The organism is Rhodoferax potami, from assembly GCF_032193765.1.
GTDB lineage: Bacteria > Pseudomonadota > Gammaproteobacteria > Burkholderiales > Burkholderiaceae_C > Allorhodoferax > Allorhodoferax potami.
In genome coordinates, this window is record NZ_JAVBIJ010000001.1 from 1,879,877 (window position 1) to 1,903,080 (window position 23,204).

Genomic DNA, 23,204 nt, shown 5'->3' on the forward strand with positions numbered 1-23,204 from the left:
GGGACGACTAGCTACCTAATGCGAGCTGCTTTTCTTTCCCGTCAATCCGGTACTTCAAAAACCAGCGCTTAGACCCCATGGGGCTGACCTGTAGGTACATACCACCCAAATCTGCAAACCTAGCTTGCTTTTTGTCTGCCGGGCACACGGCGTTTTTGCACTGCACATCAGTCAGCATGGGGGTACGGCTCCCAATGGGGGTACGGTTTTTGGGGGTACAGGGTCAAAATCCCCCCGTTTTTCCGGAATCTCCCCCCATTTGCACCCCCGCTTTAGTTGTCCCTGCAAAACCCCTGCAACCCGCATGAACGCTTGTGATCTGGGGTGATTCCGGATGGTCAGAACTCTCAAATAGATATTCAATGGAGTCTGTTTTCTGGGAGTTTTTGAAAGCAGCGCCATGACCGATGACTTTTTCCGCAACCGCCTGGATCAGATGATCGATTTGCGCCACCCTCTGGCGGTGCTTGCTAACCGCATGCCTTGGCAAGAGATCGAAGCCTCCCTCGTCCAGCGCTGGGCACGCCAGGTCAAGTCTGGCAAGAAGATAGAAGACTTGGACTTGTTTGGTCCGGTCTCGGCCGTTGCCGGTGGCGGCGTCTCCAATGCCGGCCGTCCCCGTCTGCCCACCCGGTTAATGGTTGCCTTGCTGTACCTCAAGCATGCGTTCAATGAGAGCGACGAGGACGTGATCCAGCGCTGGGGTGAGACCCCCACTTGGCAGTACTTTTCTGGCAACGAATACTTTGAACACCAGTGGCCGTGCGACCCGACACAACTGGGGCGCTTTCGTAAAGCTCTGGGCGAAGAAGGCGTGGAAGAACTGCTGGCCCGCACCATGGAAGTGGCGGTCACCCTCAAGCTGATTGCCAAGAAAGAATTGACCCGCATGATCGTGGACTCCACGGTGCAAGAAAAAGCTGTGGCACATCCCACCGACAGCAAGCTGCTGGAGACCGCCCGATCCAAGGTGGTCGAGTTGGCCAAAGCCAATGGCATCGAGCTCAAACAGACCTACGCCAAAGAAGGCCAACTGCTGGGCTACAAGGCTGGGCGCTATGCCCATGCCCGCCAGTTCAAGCGCATGCGCAAAGCCATCAAACGCCAGCGCACCATCGTTGGACGGCTGCAGCGCGAGGTGGCTCGCAAGATGACCACGCTCAGCCAAGCCATACAAGAGACCTTGGGCCAGACCTTGGACAAGGCCAAACGCTTGGTCACGCAGACCGGCAGTCGCAAGGCAGTGGACAACCGCGCCAAGCTCTACAGCTGGCATGCGCCCGAGGTGGAGTGCATCTCAAAAGGCAAGAGCCGCAATCCGTACGAGTTCGGCGTGAAGGTGGGTCTGGCCATGACGCTCAAGGGCAATTTGATCGTGGGAGCCAGGAGCTTTCCCGGTAACCCGTATGACGGGCACACCATGCACGAGCAGATCGAGCAAAGCGCTATCCTGATGCAAGGCTTGGGGGTCAAGCCCGAGGTGGTGTACGCAGACTTGGGCTACCGGGGTGTGGACAAAGACAACCCGGACATTGAGATCAAACACCGGGGCAAGGACAAGCGGTTGACCGATGAAGAGCGCAGACTGCTCAAACGGCGCCAAGCGATCGAGCCGATCATCGGGCACCTCAAAGCGGATCACCGCATGGACCGCTGCCACCTCAAAGGCTCAGCAGGCGATGCACTGCACGCGGTGCTGTGCGCGGCGGGCTACAACATCCGCTGGCTGCTGCGGATGATCGCCCGGAAAGGCCTGGGCCTTTTGTTGTGCCTGCTGCAGGTGAGCGGTTTGACGGGCTTGTTTGAGAAATTGGCCAAAATCATCGGCCTCAACCGACTGCAAGGCTCAGATCGGCGCTGGGGGGTGGCTTGAAGTGAATTTTGCAGGGACGACGCTTTAGAGTAGCAGTCAATAGAGCGCTTTGTACTACGCTGCACTGTAAGTGCTTGATTTCCCAAAGAAAAAGGCCACTAACTATCTCTAGCTAGCGGCCTTTGTCAGAGGTAATGGTGGTGGGTGGTTGACCACTCGGGAACTTTCTATTCGCACTCAATCATGCTAGCGGCTACTAGAGCGTGAATGCGAGGTAGAGACTTAGACCCAACCGATGTGGAAATCTTACATCGACACACGTCACCGACACAAGTTCAAATCCGGTCGAGGGAATTGAACTCCAATCCACCGCTTGACTGCTCCCGGTAATGTAGACAAGCCTGCCCTCTCCAGTCTAAGCTTTGTCGGGTCAACTGCTGCCCCCTGCCTATGTCAAACGCAGTTTCGATTTGATACAGCTGTCGAACGCAAACGCGGCATGGATTTGATACACCGTTGTGTGGGGCGATTGTCTGTTTTGTCTTTGCTTGTCTTTCAAGCAGTCAGTGGCTCGCCACTGACTGCTTGGCGCCCTTAGGCTGCCTGTTCCTCCTGTGTATCAAGGTGACTGCGTTTTCGTTTGAGTAGGGTATTGCTGCTGGCGGCAATCACACCGGCACGCCGCTTATCTTTCAGGCGATAGGAGTCTCCTGAAATCGGGACCACATGGGCGTGGTGGAGCAGTCGGTCAAGTAGCGCCGCTGTCAGCGTGGCATCGTCTGCAAACGTCTGGTCCCATTGCCCAAACGGCAGATTGGAGGTCAGGATGAGACTTCCCACTTCATAGCGTTTGGCAATGACTTGGAACAGAAGATTCGCCTGTTCCCGATTCATGGGAAGGTACCCGACCTCGTCAATGATCAACAGCCGGTAGGGACGCACGATGCGTTTGATAGCCTCTTCCAGGGTGTTCTGCCGTAGTGCCGTGCTCAGTGTCATCAGCAGATCTGCCGCCGTGATGAAACGCGTCTTGATTCCAGCCTGGGTTGCCCTGTAGCCCAAGGCGATGGCCAAGTGGGTTTTGCCCACCCCACTGGCGCCCAGCAAGACCACGTTCTCGCTGCGCTCCACGAAGGCCAGACTGCCAAGCTCCTGTACCAGGGGTTTGGGCACGCCGCTGGCAAACTGGAAGTCAAACTCATCAAGCGTCTTGATGGCGGGGAAGCCCGCTATGCGCGTGAGCATGGCGCGTGTTCTCTCCACTCTGGCTAGAGCCTCGCCACGCAAGGCTTGCTCCAGGAACTCCAGGTACCCCAGCTCTTTCTTGGCCGCCATTTGCCCCAAGTGGGCAAGCTGATCGGGTAAGTTGAGCAGGCGCAGCTGATCACACAGTTCACGCAGTCTTTCCATTTGCAGGCTCATGGTCGTCCTCCTGCTGAGGCTTGGTTGTGCACCAGCGTGTCATACATCGCCAGAGGATGCTGCAGGCCTCGCCATGCCGCGGCTGGAATTGGCCGGACTGCTGCGCCGCTACCGGTGACTTTTTGCAATTGACGCACTGTTCGCCCACTGTAGGCGCTGGGGATGGCCAGCAGATGTGTGCGCTCCTGTTGCAAAGCCAGTGCCGGCACACACCCAGTGGTTCCGTGGATCCGCACATTGGCAACGTCACGCAGCCAGGTGCGCATTTCCCGATTGGCTGTGTCCGCGTCCACCACCAAGCATTGCTGCTTCATACTCGCCACCAATGGCACCCAGAAGCTGCGCCGGATGTAGCCATTCATGCGTTCGACTTTGCCCTTGGTCTTGGCCCGATAGGGCTTGCACACCCGCGGCACAAAGCCATGGTGGTGCGCAAAGTCAGCAAAGGCACCCTGGAACTGGTGCAGGTTCTTGCCGTAGGCGTCACGCTTGAGGATGACGGTCTTCATGTTGTCGTACAGCACTTCACGGGTGACTCCACCAAAGCTCTCGAACGCCCTGACATGGCACGCCAGTAGTGTCTCCAGCTTCATGTCTGTGACAAACTCCGCGAAGGTCGCCCGGCTGTGGCCAAGCGTTGCCACAAACGCCGCCAACATGCCGTCTTTATGCCCAGACTTGCGGAACTCGATCCAGTCCATCTGCATTTGCTCACCGGGCTGGGTCTCGAACCGCACAACCGGATCCGGGCGCGCCTGTGGACGCAACTCCTTGAGGTACTCCTGCAGGATGCGCACGGAGCCCGTATACCCCTGTGCGGCAATCTCACGCTGCAGCACCGTTGCGGGAATCCAATCAGGCTTGGCCGCCTGAATACGTCCAGCCAAGTAGTCCTTGAATGGATCGAGCTTGCTTTTACGTTCCGGCAGTTTCTTCATGGCCGGCGGACCGCCCTCCAAATACTTACGCACCGTGTTGACTGCCATTCCAGTTTGCGCCGATATCTCGCGCAAGCTCAGCCTGTGCTTCCTTAAAACCTTGAGTTCCATGTACTCCTCGTTCGTAATCATTGCCAGTCCCATCCATGGTTCGGATGGCTTGGCACGTTAGTCGAGGTGTATCAATTCCTCACCGCGTTTGCGTGTCATTTTCATACTGCGCGTGACATTGCCATTGAGAGTGAGTTTGAATTTCATGCCAGGAGCTCCTCGAATGCGATTGGATATGCCTCGCGAAATACCTGCGCAGGATCTGCGCCAGCCATCGTCTTGAGGTTAAAAACATGACGACCGGAGACCTTTCCATCGGGATTAGTCACCAGCACCGTCATGCGCAGATTGCTGTCATCGAGCTGGACGACATCGACGTCATAGCCAGGCCGGGTTTGCAGATTCAGATTCATGAGATCTCTCCTTTAAGCTCGGTGTAGAGGTCAACATAGTTGTGCGAGGCCACCCGCAGGGTGACCACCAGAAGGGTTCGCTCCCCCTTAGCGTTGAAGGGATTGGTTTCGTGCCAGAGGCGCGAGGGATGCAGGACAACCAGGCCTGGTTCGGTTTCGATGTAGTGAACCTTTTCCCAAAATGGAAACCCCGCCATCGGGCGGGGGTCCTGCAAGATGAGTTCACCGTCACCGACGGTCCAGTCGCGTGCGCTGGGAGGACTTCGCCCCTGACCGCAGTCCAGGTACAGGCACAGCACATGGTCACAGGTATGGTGGTAATGGGGCTGCGCGCGCATGCCAGGCTGGTAGTGCACGGGGATGCAGCGCGCCTCGATCCTGAGATCCCTGGCATTGCGCACCCCATGTGCTCCCAGCAGGTAGTCGCGGTAGGTGTCTTCCACCCAACGCCGAAACCGATGCCAGACCGGGGGCGCATGCGATTCATGCTCGGCATGAAACAGGTTCAGCTGCACGCGCAGCCGCACATCCACATCCGGCAACCCGTGCTCGGGCGGGTTAGCCTTATGGTTATGAAACCGCTCGACAGTGAAGCGCCGAAGCGCATCCATCTCGTCAGGCGTCCAGGGCGCGGTGTCTTTCAGGACCGGGGTGGGCCACAGGTAGTCAATCAAGTTGCACCTCCCGATCCCGACCCGACACCCACCTCCGAACCAAAAGCCACCGCGATGCGCAGAGCGTTGCAGTAACGGGACATGGGACGCGCGGCATGCGCCATGCAGCCATTGAGCTCCACCATCCGATTTGGTTTGACCAGCACGGCTGACTCGATCTCGCCCTGTGCATCGAGCACGACCAGGTCCCCGCCCCAGCCCGGATCCCACTCGGCCACGGGGTACCAGATCACGGATCTGGCCGTTTGCAGGAATTCGGCCGGGAAGTCCCTGTGCAGCGATGCCTCGTCGCCGAAGGCCTGCACATTGACCCATAGCCGTGTTATCGAGCTGTCAGGAAAAAAGCGCTCCTTGACCTGCTGCGCTGCCATCGCCATGGGACCACCTCGGGCCACAAACGCATCGAACGTCAGCTCCGGACGCCAGGCCCCCGGGTCGTAGTGGTGCTTGCGGGTGCCAGGCAGCACGAAGTTGCGATGCCAGAACACACCAGGGGCTTCAGTATGGGCCTTCCAGCCGAACACCAGGGTCTGGCTCAGCAACCACTGCCGACACTCGGAGGCCAGCTCCGGTGAAATCAGGTCGTCAACTATGCGCATGGTGTTCTCCGGGAATAGCTTCAACACGGAACTCGAAATGGATTTCCACGCTTGCTCGCGTGCCGTTGTAGGGGTAAGAGTGGTGGGCCAGATAGCTTGGGAACACCAGCAGCATCCCGGGCTTGGGATGTATGATTTCCGATCGCCAGCCTTCCCATGGCAACCTGCGGCTGCCGTAGGCGCCGCTGGGGTTGATCAACACAAAAGCCCCGGAATAGTCCTGCCGCGCCGGATCAGGTTTGGCATCGCCATCTACCCAGTAAATGGCCGACAGGTCCGTGTCTTCGGCATGCAGCGGGATGAATTGCCCAGGCTGGGTGATCACCTCACGGGCTGTTTGCCAGACAGGAACGCAGCTAAAGGTTTGCTCGATGGCCGCATGAACCCGAACCATGAGTGGGTCCAAGGCATCAGGCCAAGTGGTGTTTCCGATGAGCGACTCTCGGCTCTTTCGCGCCCAGGGTTGTCCATCCCGATTGAGCCTTTCATGAAATCCCATGGCAACTTCGATCATTTGATCGCGCTGTACATCACCGAGGTGCAGGTATCCCTGGAAGATCCTTGCAGAAAACAGTTCGCGGATCATGAAAGCGTCACCTGCGCGTCGGCGCATCCGGGGTAGAACTTAAAGCCAGCCTTGAGGCGCACTGTGTCGCCTGCTGCAAGTCCCGTGGTCAGGACCGTTGCGGTTGTGGTGCCACTCTGTGTCTGGCGACGGCTGATGGGCAGGTAGCCATTGATGCTTTCGAGGAACACTTCCGCATCGCGGGTGCTCACGTCACCAATGCCATCGAGCATGTGGACCGTAAACACGGCCGGATCTCCTGCTTTCACAGATGTTGGGGCCGTGACCCGCAGGTCCGGGAACTGCATTTCACGCACCTGAGCCGAGGACTGGTAGTCGGTCTGCTCCACATCCGAAGAATCAACCCCTTCGACCAGGCAGCCACCGAGCGTCGGATGCAGATTCACTGTGACAAAGCACTCGTCAAACGGGCTGTCAGCAAAAGGCACATTGAAACCGGTCAGAAAGTTGCCGTTCCAGACATGCCCGGCAGCCTCAGGCGCGGTGAACCGCGTGGACAGTGTGTAGACGTACAGCGGCAAGGGGTCGATGAGGCGTTTTTCTGCCCAGCGGTAACCCGTCATGAAGGACTGGCGATCGGACCAGCCTCGGTTGTTGCGCAGTTCGCGATAAGTGAAAACCTGCTCTGCCACCACCTGGTAGGAGTTGCCATTGACTTCAAAGTCTGGGGTCAGTCCCGAATCAGGCCTGTGACGCAAACCAAAACGCATGCGTACCTGCTCGGCGGTCTTGTCGATCAGGAGATGGATGGCGTAGTCCAGTGTGGTCGAGAGCTTGCCAGCGCGCACAAGAAAGACTTTCATGTGCATCTCCTTCAGCAGCAACCACAACAGGCACAGTTGCAATTGCAATTTGTGCGGCAGTTGAAGGCCGTGTTGCCGCAGTTGCAGTTGGTGTAGCTGCCACAGTTGCAGTTGCAATTGCAGGCTCGGTACCAGCGGTGATACTCGCCCCCGCCAATTTCGTCTTGGGCCAGGTAGTAGGCGTCGTAGTTGTAGCCGGTGCTGGGCACAGCGTTGTAGGCGTAAGTCGTTCCTCCAGCGCCGTCGTATTGGGCCGAGTTGGCACAGTAGTTAAACCCCAAACCCCAGGTCCACCAGTTGGTATTGGAGGGTTTCCAATACGTATTGCTTGCGCAGTTTCCTGTCGGCAAGATGCCGTTGCAGTTGCCTGCCAGATCGTCGTAGTACTGGTTGCTGCGTCCCATCTCGCCAATGTCCTGACCATCGTTCATGCGATAGCCGGTGTTGCGAGCGTTGTCCGCCGCCCCAGACTGTGACGAATAAATCACTGCACCAGTGCCCATGTACAGATGACCTGTCATCGTGTCACCGGCTTTGGCCAATCGACTCGACAAATCGATTGGTACGGTGGCGTTGCCAGTGGCATCCGGTGCGTTGCCATTGACTGAGCGCACAAAGGCTGTGGAGTCATAACCATCGAGCTTGTCAGCGTCGGCGGCTTTGGCCGTGATACCCAGGTATGTCGTGTTGTGGTTGTGCCCCAGCGCCGCATATGCGGCATCGTGGTTGTGTCCACTCAGTGCAAATCCGGTGGAGTCAATGCCGTCCAGCAGATCTGCATTGGCCACCTTGCCCACCGTGGCCGACAGGTCAATGACCATCTTCCACGTGACGGGACTGACCACGGTGAGGATGTAGAGCTTTTGCTCATCGGTCCTGAAACACGGCATACCCAGCTGCAGATTCACAGTTGGGAATGCCGTTCCACTGGAGAGTGACAACGCCGTCTTGTCATTGTTCAGGATCTGCGACAGCGAGTCCGAGAGCGTCGTCGTGGAAGGAATTTCGGTGTAGTTTTGCATTTAGTACCCTATCAATACCCTTGGGCAACCCAAGAAATGGCTCCCGTTATGCGGGTTCCAGAGGTGTTTTCAAGAATGGCGGTGAAGCCGGTGGAAGAGACTGAACCGAGGATTCGGGGAATGGCGATGGTGGTGCCGCCTTTGAAGGTCAACGTGACTTCCGGTGCCACACGAAACTGCCTGGTGAAGACTACGGTCACGCCATTGGCGGCTGTGACCACCTGCGCAGTGCCCCGGTCAAAGACATCGGGCACGTCCACCGTCACCCTCAGGCCATCGATGTAGCCACGGTCGGCATTGCTGGAAGTCAGAATCGCCCTGAAAAGCGCGCGCTGGTAGGTGTAGTCGCCCTGGATGAAATCCCGGAAGTTGGTGTACCCGGGGGGATGACCTGACTCCAGAATGTCCATAAAGTCTTGCTCGGTGATCTCGGTGCTGGCAACGATCATGTCGCTGATGACACCATTGGCCCGGCGCCGGTACTGCTCGGCCAAGCTCAGGGCTTCACTGAGCTTCAGGGTCTGGGCCCGGCGAAACGCCTCGGCGATGGCAAAGCCTTCGCTGATGGCCAACCGATAAGCAACCGTTCGGCCCAGGCTTTCAGCAAACGAGAAGGCTTCGGCCACCCGTTTGACATTTGAGCGGGCCAGCGCATCACTCATCCCAAAGCTCTCGCTTTGAGGCTTGGTCATGGCCTTGGAAGGCTTTTCTGCAAAGCTCAGGTTTTCCGCGACGCGCAGGACGTAGGCAATGAGGTCCGTGTAGGTCTCAGCCAGCGCCAGCGTTTCGTACTTGCGCAGGGCCAGTTGCCTGGCCAGACCTTCGGCCACCTGAAACACCTCGAATACTGCCTTGGTACCGGAGCGGGCGTACTTCTCCGAGAAGGTCAGCGACTCCACAAAGCGCAGCACAAAGGCGATCAGGTCGGTGTAGGTCTCCACGAAGCTCAGGGTCTCGAACTTGCTGAGAGTGAGCGCCCGGCTGGGCTTTTCAGCCAAGGCCAGGGTCTCGGAACTTCGCTTGATACCCAGCTTCTGGGCGAGCTCTGCAAAGCTCAGGTCCGTAGCCACGCTCAGCGCGTAGACGGCCGGGTAAGCCGTTGACCAGTTCTTGCCTGCCGTGGCACTGCCCCAGGTGAACGTGCCAGAGGTCCAGCTGTAGTTGGCCCCTGGGGAGCTGGAGACGTTGACGGTCTCGGCCATCTCAGGCGCCCGATCAGCTCATGGTGAAGGTGAAGACGGCCGTGAGGCTGTCGTCCACACCCTTGTTCACCACCGGGAACACAACCCGGTCAAACATGATGCCCACCGAAGCGGCATTGAAAACACCTGCTTCCGTGAGCGCTCCAGTAGCGTCACCGGCCGGGTAGCTGGCTGTGAAGGTGAACACCTTGGTCCCAGCCGTGTGTGCATAGGTGGCCGCATTGCGCTTGATCTCGGTGACCAGCGCAGTCTGCGTGGCAGCGGCAGCAGTGGTGCCAGTACCCATTGCGATCCAACCCATCACTCCAGGACGACTGGCCGAGTTGCCAATGGCATCGGCCACGAAGTCAAAGCCGCCGTTGACGATGATGTTGTCCTTGTGCACCACCTCGACATCGCCCGTGGGCTTGGCCAGCAGCAACGTGATCGAGCCCTTGATGCTCATGCCTTCTTCAATCATGGAGTTTTCCGTTTCTTTAAACAAAACGGGCGCTGCACCTTTCGATACAACGCCCGGGATAGTGGGAATGAGAACTAAGTTTTGGTTCAGTACAGCTTGAGCGCCGTGTACCCAGTTGCGGGGAGCAGAGGACTGCTTGCGCTTTGAACTTCTGCGCCCATCTTTCCGACAAAGAGCCTGCGCTCGGTGGCTGTCTGGCACACGCCAATGCAAACTCGATCGCTCACGTTCACAGGGTATTGCACTACGATCCGGTTGAACAAGTGGTCTTCCAAAAAGAAGCTACCTGTCACCGCATCAAACCCGACAAGCAAGCTCACTGCGGCTCCAGTAGCTGACCAGATCACCGAAGTGGTGATCTGGTTCGGGATGAACCAGAAGCTCACATGGAACACCCCCGGAATGCTCACACCCCAGGAGATCCGGGTTGTGTCCTTGATGAGTACCCCACTGCCGTAGCGACCGTCGCCATAGCTCACACCGACGGCCTCACCGCTGGCGGGACTTCCATAGCCTGCCAGCGCCCCATTGAGACGCCAGCCATATAGCTCACCCGCCTGCAGCGTGTCTTCGCGCGCCATCTGAAAGCGGGCTTCGATGCTCTTGAGCGCACCGTCGTAGGTCCACTGCCGCTTGGCCGCATTGCTGCTCCAGACATAGTTCGTCGTTGACCAGGTCTCTCGATCGTCCAAAGTGGCCCCGATGCTGGCCAGCAGCGTGTTCTGCGCCCGGTAGCTGGTCGGTAGATTCACCTCGAAGAGGTACTCCGACTGCGTCACCCCGCTGTCCATGCGCAGCACATCCTCACTGTTGACCGACTCGACCGATGCAAAGTGCTTCACCCCGGGGAACCGGGTGGCCTGGGCATCGATGGTGACCAGCAGGTTGGCGTTTTGCGGCTGTGCCACCACGGTAGAGACAAAGGTGGCCTCATCGGAATAGATGCCGGGCGATGCGATCGCCTTGATCCAGAAACTGCGCTCTCCGTCAAAACCGGAGGGCAGTGTGAAGCTGCTGGACTTGACCTCCGCGATGAAGATCGAGGTGTCCCAGGCCGTGCCTTCGCGCAGCTCATAGGCCACCACCTCGGGCTCGGCATTGGGCAGCCACCGAAACTCCAACCGGTTGGCAGACTGCACCACATCGAACTGTCGAACCGCAGCAGGTGCCAGCAGAGTCAACAAAAAAGTGGTGACATGCTGGCTGTACTTGCCCGAGGTGTCGAAGGCCCGGATGAAGTAGTTGTACTGGCCAGATTCGCTTTGGTCATGCACGAGCTGGGTGCCAGCGGTCTGCCCAACCAGCGTGCCCGCATCCCAGCCCGTGCCCACGCGAACCTCGTACCCTGCCAGATCGGCATCGGTATTGGCGCTCCAACGAAGTAGCAGATCGGTCGTGCGACGCAGCACCACAAAGTCCTGCACATCGTCGGGCGGCTGCAACTTGCCCAAGATGGTTTGACTCAGCGTGGCCGATGCCCCAAGCTTGCCGGACACCCCTATGGCCCGCACGGTGAACACATAGTCCCCAGCGTCGGCGTTGCGGATCTCCAGATAGGTTGCCGAGACTCGGGGCAGCGTGACGGTGTTGCCACCATTGACCCGGTAGCTCACCTGGTACTCCAGGGCCCCGAAGACTTGCTCCCAGCCCACCTGAATGAGCACCAGCGCCTGATCCTTGACCCGGTAAAGACTCTCAGTGAGTGTGAGACCCGTAGGGGCCACCGGCGTAGTTGAAAGCACCGTGATGTCGCGCGGCTGCAGTGCCAGCCCACGCTCGATTGCGTCGTACTTGCTCGGGTTATGGGCCAGTGCCGTGACCTCATGGACGCCTGGCTCGCTCTCCGCGATCTGCACCACCCTAAACAGTTGCGTCTCCACTTGGGTGGAGGCCAGCACCCAGATGGCACCCACCTGAGGTGCCAAAGAGAATGCGGTGGTCACACCAACCGTTCGGCCAGACAGGGATCCGACTTGGCGTTCCTCCACCGCGCCCGTGGACAGCAGCACTGAGATGCGCCACGAACCGGCGGGAAGGTCCTGGTCCAGCGTGACGCTTACCGTGGTTGCCGCAGCGATGCGTCCACCCAAGCGTAGGCCACCCCGGCTGCTGTCTGCAACCTTGATAACATCGCCGGGACGAACAACAGCGCCTTCCAGCCCCGTGCGGAAAGTGATGATTTCCGATTCGGACTGCTCCGAATACAGCAGCCACTTGCCGACCCGGTTGGCCTGGCCCCGTGACGTGCAGCCCATGGCCACCACATCGGCCTGCACCACGCCATAACGTGCAATGCCTACCATGTCTTCGACGTATTCCACCTTCTGGCGGTAGAAATCATCAGGGTCCACCCAGCTGACCAGAGCCACGGTGTGCCTAGCCTTGGCGGACGATCCTTGGTAGGCGAACTCGCCACCCAGAACATTTGCAGCCGTGAATTGGTAGACAGGATCCTGGGGCGCATCCTGCGTGACAGTGATTGCTCCGCCAGACCAATAAGCCATGCCCCGAAAGATCGAGGCCATGTCTTGCACCACCTTGTAGGCCTGCTCTCGGCTTTGCAGGTACAGGTTGCAGGTAAAGCGCGGCTCATAGCCGCCCAGCCCATTGGGGACAAGCTCGTCACAGTAGCGGGCCACCCGGTACAGCGCCCACTTGTCCACCTGCGACTCGGGAATGAAACTGCCCAGCCCGTAGCGTGTGTTTGTCACCAGGTCATAGAAACACCAGGCAGGGTTGTCCGTCCAGGCCACCTTGAAGGTTCCGTCCCAAACCCCGGCATACGAGCGGGTCTCGGGAAAGTAGTTCGAGGGAATCCGAACGCGCAGGAGTTTGAGGTCATAGCTGCGCCGAGGAATTGAGGTGAACTGAGAGGCATCCACCCGCAGGGCCATCAGGGCGCTGTTGGGGTAGCGCAGCTTGCTCTCGATGACCTCGGTGTAGGACTCCAGAAACGTCTTGTTCTGCAGGCTGGTCTGGGTCGAGTCGGCAGTGATGCGGCGCAGACGCACATCCCAGGGGCCAGTGCCAGTCAAAGGGATGTAGTAACTGCGCTGGTAGCGTGAGGTGGTCTTGCCGGACACCGTGTCCGCCAGAACCTGCACATACCCGGCTCCGCGCGCCTGCACGTCGATCGCGTAGCTGACCGAGGTTCCGTTGAGGTCTCCGTTGGTGGTGTCTTGCAGCGTCAGGGTCGGGATGCTGACCTTGATGCGCACGGCATCCACATCAGGGTCGTTGATGGATCGCACCACCGGCTGGTTGGCCTTGCATTCAACCCCCACGGCTACCTCGTTTTCAACTGAGGAAAAGCCGGGGATGTAGCTTTGCTGCTGGGTGCCGGGTCGGGTTTCGAGCGTGACGCCAGTGAAGTTGTAGCTGCCGTCAGGGTTCTTGATGGGGGTGTCATCCAGGTACACCGACTGCAGGCCAGCGGCCAGCCCTTCAATTTCCCCCTCGCAGACCAGGTCCACCACCCGGGCATAAGCCTTGGAGCGCAGACTGTCCGGCGCTTCCTGCGCCACACGGGCGCTGCCGCCTCCACCCTTGCCGCCACCGCCTGCGCCAATGATCAATCCAGACTCAGGGGTGTTCATACTGCGATCTCGTCCACATCAATTCCCGCGCTGATCACGGCAGAACCGACGATGAGACGGCCATAGCCCACTGGCACAGGATGACCCTGCGCCGTGGTGTTGACCGCCCCGTTGAAGACATAACTGGGCTGGTTCTCTGGTCGCTCGGACGGATCCTGCGCCTTGGCCGTTGGAGCAATCATCTGGGCCACACCACCCAAAATCATCGAAGTGCCCACCGAATACAGAGTGGCCTGAGACAGGAACGAGCCCGCTGCGGCCCAGCCCATTGGGTTCCACCAAGACACTGCGATCAGGGCAGCACCCAAAAGAATCTGGCCCAAGCCATTGCCACCGGCACCGGATACGACCGGGGCGATGGTGATGCGTTGCTGGCCACTGGGCTCGTGCAACTGGTCCAGGCTCAAGGCGTCACGCCCGGCCAACACCCGGTAGCCCACCCCACGTTCGCCCGAGGCAACCAGTTCTCGCTCGAAGCCGGGGAAGTTGGCGCACAGGGCGCGCACGGCTTCAGCCGCTGAGGCCACTGCCATCCTGTGGCGTCGCCCGAAGCGCTTGCCCAATTCACCGAGTAGAAGAATCGTGACCATTCAGAAGTTGATGTCTCAGGGTGTGGGTGGTGATCTTTTGCCAGTAGCCGCCATAGACATCGCGACTGGAAAGCCTGCCCTGCAGGTGGTGCAAGATGAGTCCGTCGCCCAGGTAAATGGCAGCGTGATTAGGTACAGGCGATGCGACCTGCATCAGCAGGACATCTCCCGGATTCATGTCGGAGGGCTCCACTGCATGAAAACCTGCGCCAGCGAAGTTGTTCATGTACAGATTCCCGCCGCGCTTCCACCACTCGTCAAAGCGGGGGAAATCGGGCAGATCGATGCCGCGCTCCTGGGCATACCAGTCCCGGATCAGCGAGTAGCAGTCGAGCACACCATGGGACCATTCGCGGCCGACCAGCGGTGCGGCATAGCCTTGCGGCTGCAGTTCGGTCCATTTCCCGGAGGGGAAACTCACGATGAACCAGGGCAGCGCCGTGGCTACGCAGGCCACCCTGTCCGCCTGACTGGGTTCGGCGGGCAGGTTCGGGTGAGAGTGAAACACCCCCACGATCTCGCCGAGTTGGTCGGCGCGCACATAGTCCTCGGGGTGGATCACGAACTGATCGGTCCCCACGCCAATGTTGCGGCACGGGACATAGATCTCCCTGCCCTTGTGAATGACAAGCAGGCCACAGGCTTCGCGGGGAAACTCCCGAGCAGCATGGGCCAGCGCCAGCGTCTGGTTGGTTTCGAGCATCACCGGATCAACCCCGCTGCAGGAAACCCGCCAAAGGGCAGCTCGGCGTTCACGCCAAAGCGCTTCTGGCAGGACACCAAGCGCTTACCGCAGGCGTCCTGCGCTCGGGATCTCACGGTTTCGTCATTAGCATTGAAGTACGCGGTGCCGGTGTAACCACATTCAGAGCCACGGTAGAGCCAAGGGCAGACGTTTTGCACGATCTGCCGCCGGGGCAGAGACACCCCTTCCAGATCAAAAGCGGCGGCCAGCTCAAACTCGACCACATCCCGGGTTTCACGCGACTTGCGGTCAATGAAATACACATCGTCGGCAAACTCGGCTGAAGGATCGGCCGTGGAGTTGGCGCCTGAGGCGAAGTTCACCGCGTCCAGGTACTTCAATAGCGTTCGCTTGCGGGTGACCTTGGCCCCGACCAGGTCTTGGTAGGACAGGATGAGCGCGGTGATGCTGCCTGTGACGTTGGCCACCTTGAGCTTGGGGCGCGGCACCTGACCGTTGCCGTTGAACTCGAAGCCTTCGGCTTGAATGGGAAACGGCTCGAAGGTGTTGCCCTGCCAGACCACCTGACGGCGCAGTTCATTGGTGCCTGCGTGAAACCGCACCACCCCCTCGCTGAAGAGAGACAGGTCCAGAACAAAGAGCTCGATGACCGCACTCGGGGCCAGCTTCTGAATTTCCGAGGTAATCGCTTGGCTGGTCATGACAGATCAAACACCTGCCGAAAGGTGGCGTGGATGTTTTCCAGATTAGGTTCATCGATGCTGCGGCTCCACTCCTCACAGAGGAACTTGCCAGCAATGCCGCTCGGGGTGATCCAGTCAAAGGACTGCACCGCGCCCCGTGCGCGCAGAAAGTTGTCGATCGCAGCAGCCTCTACCGTGGACTTGCCCCGGAACTCGAGCGACCAGACCTCGGGCTGCGTGTTGATGCCATAGGCCACGCGCTGCTCATAACCATCCCCAAAGGAGACCTTGCGGACATTGGGTTTGACGGTGAGGGATGCCCCGATTGAGGCGATCCACGTAAATGTCGCCATGAAAAATCCTTCAACACATCACTGCCGACGCGGATCCAGCAGACCACCCGCACGCTTTTGGTTGAGCAACTCTTGGCGCACCGCGCTGGAAATCGCCCGGCCCAGGTCTTTACCCTGACCGGCACTGCTGGTCACTCCCCCTTCGGCCACATTGACCGAGATGTTGAATACGTCCCCGCCCCCGGATGAGGACTGGTTCATGGTCACGGGGATGGAGCGGCCATCGGGCAGCGGCACATAGGCCTCGGCCATGGAGCCCTCGCCAAAGACCGCCAACTGCGGCGTGGTGGCCACACCGCCACTGGCATACGCGCGCAGCGGCAAAGGGCCCGAAGAAGTCATGACCCCGCCATCGGCAAATCCAAACAGACTGCCCAGCGCCTTGGCCATGGGCAGCGTGACCGCGCGCTGGATCTGGATGCGGATCAGGTCCGAGATGATGGAGGTGGCCAACGACTTGAAATCCAGCTTGCCCGTCATCACAAAATTGGTGAGCGCATCGGTCATGCCGTTGAAGGCCTTGGTGGTCACCGCCTCCATCTGCTTGCCCACCTGCTCAGTTTCTTCACCGAGGGTGCGCAGCGCCTTGGCAAATCCAGCGCCTGGGTCTGACAACTCCAGCGCCCGTTGACCCAGTAGCTTCGCGCCATCGGCCGCCTGACGGGCAGCTTCTTCGATGCGTCGGAAGGATTCGGCCAACTTGTCATTGCCCGGGGTGGCCTCCACCAATTCCCGGGCCTTTGCCGCGAAATCGGCCAGTTCATCCGCACTGGATTTGCGCGCAGCGGATAGTCGTCGCAGGGCATCGATCTCGCTGATCGAGCCGGTCTCGCGCAGGACCTTGATCTGCTCTTCGGTCGAGCGCAACTGGCCCTGGCTTCTGGCCACCTGCTCCTGCAGGTCCTTGAGCGTTTCGCCGGGCAGCTTGATCTCGCGCTCGAGGTTCGACTGCTGCGCCTCGCGCTCGAGCTTTTCCCGGCGCAGGGTGATCTCCGAGAGCTTGTCCTGGAGCTTCAATTTGTCCTGGGTGGTCTTGGCCACAGTGGCCAAGCCCCGTTTCAAGATCGACTCTTCCTGGGCATACAACTCGCCCAGACGGTCCGTGAATTCCTGCTGAACGTTCAGGCGAGCTTCACTGGCTTCCTTGTAGCTGATGTAACCCTGGCCCTCGTACAGGTCGATGATCTTTTGCCGGTCCTTCAGGAGGCCCGTCTCGACATCCGTCAGCCCTTGCAGCTGCTTGATGTCGCTCTCGATCTTGGCCATGGCCGCAGCTGTGAGCGCGCCAGTGGCCGAGTTGTAGTTCAGTTTGGGCTTGGCCGCCTCACCGGCTGCTTCGGTCTCCCCCCGGTTGATGGCATCGAACCGTTCCTTGACCGCGTCGGCCAGGAGCGGCATCCTCCACAAGTCAACGTAGGTCTGGTTGGCCTTCTCGACGATCGCATTGCGTTTTTCCAGTGCGGTCTTGAGGGTGGCCTGGTTCTCCTCGGAGAACGGGTTCAAGCCCTTGCCACCGGCCAAAAAGGTGCCGAGCAACTCGATATCGGCCCAGACCGCCTCGAAGCTACCCATGACCGCCTTGGCCATCTGGATCACACCGCGCAGCGCATCGATCACGATCGCAATGCCGTAGGCCGTGTCCTGCGCCCAGGTCTTGAGCGTGCCATCGTCGCGCAGCTTGACCATGGCATCAGCGGTGTTGTGCGTACCCAGCATCACGGCCTTGAGCTCACCCACCAGTTCTTCGAGCGCAGGCAGCGCCGCCGTCACGATGGTCTGGGCCACGAAGTTGTGCTCGGCGCGCATCCGGCCCATGGCCTTGGAGGCTTTCTCGGCCGACTCGATTTCAGCCTCGGTCAGCCGGATGTTCAGATCCTGGTTGGCGGCCAGGTCCTTGAGGAAAGGCAGCAACCCTGCCCCAGACTTGCCGAACAGTTCAAGCGCAATGGCCGTCTTGCCCGCCCCGTCCTCGAAGTTCGAGAGCTTGAGGGCAATGTCATTCATGACCTCGGCAGGATCGCGCAGGTTGCCACCCGCATCCTTGGCCTTGATGCCCAGAAACTGCAGGGCCTGTGAGGCCCCTTTGGTCTCATCGTCCACCCCGGCCAGCCCCTTGGAGAGCTTGGTCAGGCCCACCCCGATCTGCTCCATGGCAACACCTGAAATGGTGGCCACCGGCGCAAAGCCGGACAGGGCTGTGGCGCTCGCCCCGGTCTGCTCGGCCAGATCCTGCAGGGCGGCCACCGTTTCCAGCGTGTGGGCCACCAACTCCTTGAGTGCCCCCACCGATTCCACGCCAATGGCGATGGCAAAGGTGGTTTTGGCGACTTCGGCCACCTTCTCAAGGGAGCCACGCATGGATTCGGCGTGGCGCTCCAAAAGCAGCGCACTCTTGCCCAAATCCTCCCGGAAATCGGCCGTTTCCGCTGCGAGTTTGATCACCAGGGAGCCGATATCAGCCATGTTTCATCACCTTATGCACGCACTTTGTGCGCGAACATGGCCTTGAATCGGGCCACATTGAGCTGGGTTTCATCTTGGGGTTGGGTCGCCTTGGGCTTGTCCAGGAAAGGCATGAAGTCCTCAGGCCTGAATGGCCCGGCATCCTTGGCCCGGTGGGCATTGGCAAACGTGGAGGCCACCACACCGCTCCTGTAATCGGCCCGGTAGTCCCCAAAGGGCTCGAGCTGGTAGTACGCCATCCACTCGGTCAGCTCATCCGAGCCCATCGATGCGAGCATCTCGCGCACCGGCAGGCCCAAAGCCAGCGCCAGCCGGAACACAAAGCGCCGCGAGGGATGGGCGATCAGGCGTTTTTTGCGGCATCCACCTGATCGGCGCCAATGCCGTTCAGACGCTGTGACACGGCAAACACCCGGTCCAGCGCCTTGGCACTCTTGCCTCCCAGGGCTGTGATGTCTCCATCGCTGAAGAGGCGGCTGCCCGTCTCGTCGCACAGGGTCAGGGACACCAGGCGGGCACGGACGTTCTCAAGGCGGCCCTCTTTGCCAATCAAGCTGGCCTCAAAGGCGTCGCGGTCGGTACCGGTCATGGTGCGAACCTGCACCTCACCGCCCAGCTCAGGGACTTGGACAGTTTCACGGGGCAGATCGTCACTCTGCAGGATTTGTTCACGGGTCAACATGGGGATATCTCTCTTTAAGCTTCGGTGATGTCGCCATCGATTTCGATGGTCACAGAGGCCTGCACAACCGCATCCACACCGCCTTGCACGCTGAAGTGCGTGACATAGCCGTAGAAGGTCCAGGTGGCAGGGTTGGTGTCGGTGAAAGTGATCTTGAACTGACGTCGTACCCGGTTGGCACGATCGGTTCTCAGGCCTTGGTGCACCAGATCGTCGGGGTTGTAGTGCAGGGTCAGAGACAACTGACCCTCGTCACGCAGGCCCACGCGTTTTTCCTTGGCGGTGGAGGCCAGATTGGTGACATCGATCACGGCGGCCTGCCCGCCAGGGCCTTGGAACGAGACCACGTTGGGGATGGTTTCAAAGGCGGTGGTGCCAAACCGGGCAATGGCAATGCCCTGCGCGGTGATTGCGGTGCTGCTCATGCACGTGCTCCTTGTTTCATGGTGAACCCACCGGCCGGTGGTAGGTGTAGTCCACGCTCACCCGGTACAGCCGGGCCTGATCTTCAAATTCGGACAGCCCCATACGCACATCGGCGACGGTGCTCTTGTCGGCCAGAAGCGCAGTCAGGACTTGGTCTTGCAGGTGCAAGGCCTCCTGGTACGTTCTGGCATAGGTGTCGACCTGCACGCGCACGCGCTGCAAGCCATGCGGCCCATCAATGCCAAAGATGTGCTCTTGCACGATGGGCGTGTAGACGATGGCCGGGTACTGAGTGTTTTCTGCAGCGACAAGCGCGTAGACCTCACCACCGGCCAGATCCTTGATGACATCAAAGAAGTCCTGCATGGCTATTTCCTGTAGAGATTCTTGGCTTCCTGCTCAACGCGCTCACTCAGCCTGTCCTTCATGGCCTGCACCGCTTCGCGCCGTTTGGCTTCCAGGGCTGGCCGCAGGAATGGCCGCGCGCGCATCTTGCGAGTGCCAAACTCCACGAAGCGCCAGTACCAGGCGTCCTGGGACAGGTTGCCCTTCTTGCCCTGCTTGCGGTACTTCTTGCCGTGACGCACCGTCACAAAGAAGGTCTGGCGCGTGAGACTGGAGAGTTCGGGGATCTGTTTCATGATCACCGAGCGCCTGAGCGTTCCGGGAGGCGGCTGATTGGGTCCCAAGACCTCGGCTGCTTTGGGCGCGCGCATACGGGCTTCATCGCGGATGACCTTGGCTCCGGCATAGACCGAGACACGCAGGCCGTTCTTGGCCACTTTGTCCGGCAACTCCCGCAGGGCTTTGGCCAATTCAGCCAGGCCCTCGACCTTGAAGCGTTCGTGTTTAGCCATCGTCCAGACCCTCGCTGGCAAGCAGAACTACCAGGACGCGTTTCTCGTCCTCGTTCAGGGCCGAATGGATGTTGAAGATCCGCGACCGGTAGAGCACCCGGTACTGGGCGACTTGCTGGGGGTTGTCAAAGATGCTCTGGTAGCGCACCGTGATCTGGTGCGTGAGTTCGGCCGAGATGCGGCTGGCGATCACGGCTTCGCGGCCGGACAGGGGCTGGATGTCAGCCCACACGGTGGCCACATCAATCCATGTACGGCTGGGGGCGCCCAAGCTGTCTTTGACCGTACTGGGCCGCTGGATCTTGATGCGGCGAGCTAGCGTTCCAGCTCCGATGGGGTTCATATCAGGGGTACCTTGTAGGGATCGAGCAGGCCATCGATGAAAGGCAAGGGGTCAATACGCCCTCGTGTCATCGATGCCACCTCCTCGCGGTGTACGTACAGAGAGCCCACGCGTAGCTTGATCCAGGTCTTGATGCCTTCGGGCACTGCTGAAGCATTGCCATACCCTGCATCAAAGATCACGCTCACAGCCCCGATCTGAGGCAGGGCAATTGGCCAGATCTGTCCGAACACGGGCGTGATGCGGGCAGGCTCGCAGGCGTTGTCGACGGTGTAGTTCGCTGCTGGCATGACCTGCCAGGCACCCGCCATGTCCAGATAGCGGATTTCCACCACCGAGGCCACGGGCGACTTGGGCAGCAGAACAGCATGCCCGGGCAGCGTGAAGGTCTGCCCTGCGGGCACCCCCATCAGGCTGGGTCCGGGAAAGCTGTCGAGCACCATCCGCCAGCGCGCGGTGACGAATTGCCGGTTGGTCAGGGTCTCGGCCGCCTGGCGGGCCGCCGAGATCAGGACCTGGATCAGGCTGTCGTCGTCATCAAAATCTACCCTCAAGTGGAGCTTGGCCTCGGCAAGCGAGATGGGCTCCCCTGCGGGTGGAGTGATCAACTGCATGGGCATGTGATGGCTCCACCCTCAGGCTCAGACCACCTGCGCGACCGCAGCCTGGTTGCTGGCATCCCCCGGAGCGAAGCGGGGGTTGAAACCCAGCAACTGCGCCGCAGTCAGGCTGGCGGCCACAGCCACCGTCAGCGACAGGCGCACATAGGCAAAGCCGTTGGTGACGTCCAGGTCGTCCGGGCGCAGGTTGATCAGGGCCTGCTTGTTGTCACCTGTGGCCTTGACGATCTGGGTGATAGCTTTACCCGTCACATCCTTGGCACCCGTGCCAGAGGCGTCAGTGGCCTGCTGCAGCTTTGCATCCAACGTGGCACCGGTGCCAAGGACGCCGCTTTGCACGAGCGCCAGCAGGGTGTGGTGGTTGCCCGCCGAAATCCAGCCGGTGGTGACAGTGCCCACAGCCTGGCTGGCGGGATCGATGGTGGCCAGAACCGAGAACAGTTCGCTGCCTTTTGCATTGGGAAACATCAGAGTTCTCCTTCAGATTGCGGGGACGATCAACGTGCGCCCAGTTGGACAAAGGGCGACATGGTCGTGCTGCCCTTGGCGGGGGAGATCGGCGCAGCGATCTTGGATTGGCCGTCCATGCGGAACGTGGTGCGGAAAGCCGTCAGGTCCGCATCGAAGTACAAGTGCATGGAGGTGGCCGTTTGCATGCCACCGGCTTTGGTGATGGTCTGGTAGTACGACAGATCGGCCAGCAGCACGTCACCCGCAGACGAGAAGGTGTTGGCGTGTTGCGAGACGAAGACTGGGCGGCCAAGCAGCATGCCGTAGGGCGAGACCTGAATGCCACCCGGGTTCATGCCCGTGGGCAGGTAGATCGGGTAGTTGCCCAGCGTCAGGGTGAAGAGCGCGGGCAGCACATCGTTGTTGACGATCCACACGGCCTTGCCAAACGAGCCCGGCGGCAGGCGCGAGATCATCTTGGCCAAGTTCTGCGCCAGCAAGGTCTGCGTGGTCTGGCCCGATTCCTTGGCCACCGTCACCGTGGTGGCGTTGGTCATGCAGCCCACAGGCAGGCCCGTGCCCGAGCCGAACAAGATCGACTCGTTGGTCTTCCAGCGAATGGAGGTGGCGATCTTGTCGGGCAGGTAGGTGGAGAGCGCATTGGTGTCATCTAGCAGCTCGTCCGTCACCGGCACCAGCGCCATGAGCTTTTTGAGGCGCAGAGTCGACAGACCCAGGACAGGCTTGGTACCCACGGCCGATGCGGCTTCACCTTGCCAGTAGGCTCGGATGCCGTTGGTGCCCCAGGGCGTGGTTTCGTCCTTGGGGAAGGCCATCGTGTTGCCCGTGATCTCGACGTTGTCGGTCATGGGCAGCAGGGAGTCCTCGCCCAGCGAGAGCTGGAAGATTTCCTGCGCGAACTGCGGGGGCACAAGAAAGCCGCCATCCTGCGCCGAGCCTTCACTGCCAAACGAGGCAGGAGCCACAGCACTTCGGCCGGAGCCAATCAGCAAACGATCATCGATCGCGGCACCGGGGTTTTGCGCCTGACGCACGGTCTTGAGGAAGTCACCCACGCTCTTGAAGCCATGCTTGGGATCGGCCTCGAGGTTGTCGGTCACGGAAATCACCGTGGCCATCTGGCCATGGGAGATAGTCGAATGAGCCGAGTGGGCGACATTGGCTATGTGCGCCTCTTCGGCGATCAGGGCAGCCTCGCGGTCAATGGCAGCCGATGCCGCCTCGATCTTGGCCTTGAGGGCGTTGAAGGCGGCCAGCTCTTCATCGGTCATGTCGCGCTCTTGTGCAGCGGCGATATCGGTCAGGGCACGGGCGTCCTTGACCAGGGTGGCTTTGCGAGCTTGAAGCTCGCGCAATTGCTTACTCATTGGTGTTGCTCCAGAAATGAAAAAACCGCCCAGGCAGCAAGCACAGGGCGGCGGTTTGAGGCGC

General features: G+C 60.0%; 27 protein-coding genes. 1 reads left to right on the top strand and 26 read right to left on the bottom strand.

The features are described from left to right. Window positions 1–7: 7 nt before the first annotated feature. Window positions 8–178, bottom strand: a complete 171-nt coding sequence (locus RAE21_RS08950; protein WP_313881052.1) for an Arm DNA-binding domain-containing protein — start codon at window positions 176–178, stop codon at window positions 8–10. Between the two features lie 222 nt (window positions 179–400). Here RAE21_RS08950 and RAE21_RS08955 point away from each other — a divergent pair, with 222 nt between their 5' ends. Continuing rightward, window positions 401–1,873: an IS5 family transposase gene (locus RAE21_RS08955; RefSeq protein WP_313880209.1), complete on the top strand. Its 1,473-nt coding sequence runs from the start codon at window positions 401–403 to the stop codon at window positions 1,871–1,873. A gap of 534 nt (window positions 1,874–2,407) precedes the next feature. On the opposite strand, the gene istB is transcribed toward RAE21_RS08955, so the two are convergent. The 25 genes from istB to RAE21_RS09080 all read right to left on the bottom strand — a co-directional run bounded on the left by istB (window position 2,408) and on the right by RAE21_RS09080 (window position 23,140). Next, window positions 2,408–3,235, bottom strand: a complete 828-nt coding sequence (gene istB / locus RAE21_RS08960) for an IS21-like element helper ATPase IstB (RefSeq protein WP_313879687.1) — start codon at window positions 3,233–3,235, stop codon at window positions 2,408–2,410. Beyond that, window positions 3,232–4,305, bottom strand: a complete 1,074-nt coding sequence (gene istA / locus RAE21_RS08965) for an IS21 family transposase (RefSeq protein ID WP_428984048.1) — start codon at window positions 4,303–4,305, stop codon at window positions 3,232–3,234. Before istA ends, istB begins: the two co-directional genes overlap by 4 nt. Window positions 4,306–4,427: 122 nt before the next feature. Next, window positions 4,428–4,637, bottom strand: a complete 210-nt coding sequence (locus RAE21_RS08970) for a hypothetical protein (protein ID WP_313881053.1) — start codon at window positions 4,635–4,637, stop codon at window positions 4,428–4,430. Then, entirely contained in the window at window positions 4,634–5,311 is a 678-nt protein-coding gene (locus RAE21_RS08975) for a putative 2OG-Fe(II) oxygenase (RefSeq protein WP_313881054.1), read from the bottom strand. Before RAE21_RS08975 ends, RAE21_RS08970 begins: the two co-directional genes overlap by 4 nt. After that, window positions 5,308–5,910: a 2OG-Fe(II) oxygenase gene (locus tag RAE21_RS08980; RefSeq protein ID WP_313881055.1), complete on the bottom strand. Its 603-nt coding sequence runs from the start codon at window positions 5,908–5,910 to the stop codon at window positions 5,308–5,310. Before RAE21_RS08980 ends, RAE21_RS08975 begins: the two co-directional genes overlap by 4 nt. Further along, window positions 5,897–6,496, bottom strand: coding sequence for a putative 2OG-Fe(II) oxygenase (locus RAE21_RS08985; protein WP_313881056.1), 600 nt, complete (start codon window positions 6,494–6,496; stop codon window positions 5,897–5,899). The genes RAE21_RS08980 and RAE21_RS08985 overlap by 14 nt, the downstream gene beginning before the upstream one ends. Then, on the bottom strand, window positions 6,493–7,299 hold the full coding sequence (locus RAE21_RS08990) for a hypothetical protein (RefSeq protein ID WP_313881057.1): 807 nt from the start codon (window positions 7,297–7,299) through the stop codon (window positions 6,493–6,495). Before RAE21_RS08990 ends, RAE21_RS08985 begins: the two co-directional genes overlap by 4 nt. Before the next feature lie 11 nt (window positions 7,300–7,310). Continuing rightward, complete coding sequence (locus tag RAE21_RS08995; RefSeq protein WP_313881058.1) at window positions 7,311–8,321, bottom strand: hypothetical protein; 1,011 nt, start codon at window positions 8,319–8,321, stop codon at window positions 7,311–7,313. 11 nt (window positions 8,322–8,332) lie between these two features. Further along, on the bottom strand, window positions 8,333–9,523 hold the full coding sequence (locus tag RAE21_RS09000) for an H-type lectin domain-containing protein (RefSeq protein WP_313881059.1): 1,191 nt from the start codon (window positions 9,521–9,523) through the stop codon (window positions 8,333–8,335). A gap of 13 nt (window positions 9,524–9,536) precedes the next feature. Continuing rightward, window positions 9,537–9,983 (bottom strand): hypothetical protein, encoded by a 447-nt coding sequence (locus RAE21_RS09005; protein ID WP_313881060.1) that lies wholly within the window; start codon window positions 9,981–9,983, stop codon window positions 9,537–9,539. An 86-nt stretch (window positions 9,984–10,069) separates the two neighbouring features. Next, a complete protein-coding gene (gene gpJ, locus RAE21_RS09010) occupies window positions 10,070–13,579 on the bottom strand; it encodes a TipJ family phage tail tip protein (RefSeq protein ID WP_313881061.1) in 3,510 nt (1,169 codons plus the stop codon). After that, complete coding sequence (locus tag RAE21_RS09015; protein WP_313881062.1) at window positions 13,576–14,169, bottom strand: tail assembly protein; 594 nt, start codon at window positions 14,167–14,169, stop codon at window positions 13,576–13,578. The genes gpJ and RAE21_RS09015 overlap by 4 nt, the downstream gene beginning before the upstream one ends. After that, window positions 14,144–14,872: a C40 family peptidase gene (locus RAE21_RS09020; protein WP_313881063.1), complete on the bottom strand. Its 729-nt coding sequence runs from the start codon at window positions 14,870–14,872 to the stop codon at window positions 14,144–14,146. Before RAE21_RS09020 ends, RAE21_RS09015 begins: the two co-directional genes overlap by 26 nt. Further along, a complete protein-coding gene (locus RAE21_RS09025; protein ID WP_313881064.1) occupies window positions 14,872–15,576 on the bottom strand; it encodes a phage minor tail protein L in 705 nt (234 codons plus the stop codon). The genes RAE21_RS09020 and RAE21_RS09025 overlap by 1 nt, the downstream gene beginning before the upstream one ends. Further along, complete coding sequence (locus tag RAE21_RS09030) at window positions 15,573–15,911, bottom strand: phage tail protein (RefSeq protein ID WP_313881065.1); 339 nt, start codon at window positions 15,909–15,911, stop codon at window positions 15,573–15,575. Before RAE21_RS09030 ends, RAE21_RS09025 begins: the two co-directional genes overlap by 4 nt. Window positions 15,912–15,929: 18 nt before the next feature. Then, window positions 15,930–18,374 (bottom strand): phage tail tape measure C-terminal domain-containing protein, encoded by a 2,445-nt coding sequence (locus RAE21_RS09035; RefSeq protein WP_313881067.1) that lies wholly within the window; start codon window positions 18,372–18,374, stop codon window positions 15,930–15,932. Between the two features lie 11 nt (window positions 18,375–18,385). After that, window positions 18,386–18,694 carry a phage tail assembly protein T gene (locus tag RAE21_RS09040; protein ID WP_313881068.1) on the bottom strand — a complete coding sequence of 103 codons (309 nt, stop codon included), beginning with the start codon at window positions 18,692–18,694 and terminating at the stop codon, window positions 18,386–18,388. 23 nt (window positions 18,695–18,717) lie between these two features. Next, window positions 18,718–19,056, bottom strand: a complete 339-nt coding sequence (locus RAE21_RS09045) for a hypothetical protein (RefSeq protein WP_313881069.1) — start codon at window positions 19,054–19,056, stop codon at window positions 18,718–18,720. Window positions 19,057–19,070: 14 nt separating this feature from the next. Next, entirely contained in the window at window positions 19,071–19,481 is a 411-nt protein-coding gene (locus RAE21_RS09050) for a phage tail tube protein (protein WP_104801492.1), read from the bottom strand. A gap of 16 nt (window positions 19,482–19,497) precedes the next feature. Continuing rightward, window positions 19,498–19,848: a tail completion protein gp17 gene (gene gp17 / locus RAE21_RS09055; RefSeq protein WP_313881070.1), complete on the bottom strand. Its 351-nt coding sequence runs from the start codon at window positions 19,846–19,848 to the stop codon at window positions 19,498–19,500. Window positions 19,849–19,850: 2 nt separating this feature from the next. Beyond that, window positions 19,851–20,339: an HK97-gp10 family putative phage morphogenesis protein gene (locus RAE21_RS09060; RefSeq protein WP_313881071.1), complete on the bottom strand. Its 489-nt coding sequence runs from the start codon at window positions 20,337–20,339 to the stop codon at window positions 19,851–19,853. Next, window positions 20,332–20,682 carry a phage head closure protein gene (locus tag RAE21_RS09065; RefSeq protein WP_313881072.1) on the bottom strand — a complete coding sequence of 117 codons (351 nt, stop codon included), beginning with the start codon at window positions 20,680–20,682 and terminating at the stop codon, window positions 20,332–20,334. The genes RAE21_RS09060 and RAE21_RS09065 overlap by 8 nt, the downstream gene beginning before the upstream one ends. Further along, window positions 20,679–21,302: a head-tail connector protein gene (locus RAE21_RS09070; protein WP_313881073.1), complete on the bottom strand. Its 624-nt coding sequence runs from the start codon at window positions 21,300–21,302 to the stop codon at window positions 20,679–20,681. The genes RAE21_RS09065 and RAE21_RS09070 overlap by 4 nt, the downstream gene beginning before the upstream one ends. A 21-nt stretch (window positions 21,303–21,323) precedes the next feature. After that, window positions 21,324–21,770 carry a hypothetical protein gene (locus RAE21_RS09075; RefSeq protein WP_313881074.1) on the bottom strand — a complete coding sequence of 149 codons (447 nt, stop codon included), beginning with the start codon at window positions 21,768–21,770 and terminating at the stop codon, window positions 21,324–21,326. 29 nt (window positions 21,771–21,799) lie between these two features. Then, window positions 21,800–23,140 carry a phage major capsid protein gene (locus RAE21_RS09080; protein ID WP_313881075.1) on the bottom strand — a complete coding sequence of 447 codons (1,341 nt, stop codon included), beginning with the start codon at window positions 23,138–23,140 and terminating at the stop codon, window positions 21,800–21,802. Window positions 23,141–23,204 lie beyond the last annotated feature (64 nt).

Coding starts and splice junctions, on each gene's coding strand:
- RAE21_RS09080 (WP_313881075.1), bottom strand. CDS start 23,140: ATGAGTAAGCAATTGCGCGAGCTTCAAGCTCGCAAAGCCACCCTGGTC.
- RAE21_RS09005 (WP_313881060.1), bottom strand. CDS start 9,983: ATGATTGAAGAAGGCATGAGCATCAAGGGCTCGATCACGTTGCTGCTG.
- RAE21_RS09025 (WP_313881064.1), bottom strand. CDS start 15,576: ATGACCAGCCAAGCGATTACCTCGGAAATTCAGAAGCTGGCCCCGAGT.
- istB (WP_313879687.1), bottom strand. CDS start 3,235: ATGAGCCTGCAAATGGAAAGACTGCGTGAACTGTGTGATCAGCTGCGC.
- RAE21_RS08955 (WP_313880209.1), top strand. CDS start 401: ATGACCGATGACTTTTTCCGCAACCGCCTGGATCAGATGATCGATTTG.
- RAE21_RS09015 (WP_313881062.1), bottom strand. CDS start 14,169: ATGGTCACGATTCTTCTACTCGGTGAATTGGGCAAGCGCTTCGGGCGA.
- RAE21_RS08995 (WP_313881058.1), bottom strand. CDS start 8,321: ATGCAAAACTACACCGAAATTCCTTCCACGACGACGCTCTCGGACTCG.
- RAE21_RS08985 (WP_313881056.1), bottom strand. CDS start 6,496: ATGATCCGCGAACTGTTTTCTGCAAGGATCTTCCAGGGATACCTGCAC.
- RAE21_RS09065 (WP_313881072.1), bottom strand. CDS start 20,682: ATGAACCCCATCGGAGCTGGAACGCTAGCTCGCCGCATCAAGATCCAG.
- RAE21_RS08990 (WP_313881057.1), bottom strand. CDS start 7,299: ATGAAAGTCTTTCTTGTGCGCGCTGGCAAGCTCTCGACCACACTGGAC.
- RAE21_RS09060 (WP_313881071.1), bottom strand. CDS start 20,339: ATGGCTAAACACGAACGCTTCAAGGTCGAGGGCCTGGCTGAATTGGCC.
- RAE21_RS09075 (WP_313881074.1), bottom strand. CDS start 21,770: ATGTTTCCCAATGCAAAAGGCAGCGAACTGTTCTCGGTTCTGGCCACC.
- gp17 (WP_313881070.1), bottom strand. CDS start 19,848: ATGCAGGACTTCTTTGATGTCATCAAGGATCTGGCCGGTGGTGAGGTC.
- RAE21_RS09045 (WP_313881069.1), bottom strand. CDS start 19,056: ATGTTGACCCGTGAACAAATCCTGCAGAGTGACGATCTGCCCCGTGAA.
- RAE21_RS09070 (WP_313881073.1), bottom strand. CDS start 21,302: ATGCCCATGCAGTTGATCACTCCACCCGCAGGGGAGCCCATCTCGCTT.
- RAE21_RS08980 (WP_313881055.1), bottom strand. CDS start 5,910: ATGCGCATAGTTGACGACCTGATTTCACCGGAGCTGGCCTCCGAGTGT.
- RAE21_RS09030 (WP_313881065.1), bottom strand. CDS start 15,911: ATGGCGACATTTACGTGGATCGCCTCAATCGGGGCATCCCTCACCGTC.
- gpJ (WP_313881061.1), bottom strand. CDS start 13,579: ATGAACACCCCTGAGTCTGGATTGATCATTGGCGCAGGCGGTGGCGGC.
- RAE21_RS09000 (WP_313881059.1), bottom strand. CDS start 9,523: ATGGCCGAGACCGTCAACGTCTCCAGCTCCCCAGGGGCCAACTACAGC.
- RAE21_RS09020 (WP_313881063.1), bottom strand. CDS start 14,872: ATGCTCGAAACCAACCAGACGCTGGCGCTGGCCCATGCTGCTCGGGAG.
- istA (WP_428984048.1), bottom strand. CDS start 4,305: ATGATTACGAACGAGGAGTACATGGAACTCAAGGTTTTAAGGAAGCAC.
- RAE21_RS08950 (WP_313881052.1), bottom strand. CDS start 178: ATGCTGACTGATGTGCAGTGCAAAAACGCCGTGTGCCCGGCAGACAAA.
- RAE21_RS08970 (WP_313881053.1), bottom strand. CDS start 4,637: ATGAATCTGAATCTGCAAACCCGGCCTGGCTATGACGTCGATGTCGTC.
- RAE21_RS09050 (WP_104801492.1), bottom strand. CDS start 19,481: ATGAGCAGCACCGCAATCACCGCGCAGGGCATTGCCATTGCCCGGTTT.
- RAE21_RS09035 (WP_313881067.1), bottom strand. CDS start 18,374: ATGGCTGATATCGGCTCCCTGGTGATCAAACTCGCAGCGGAAACGGCC.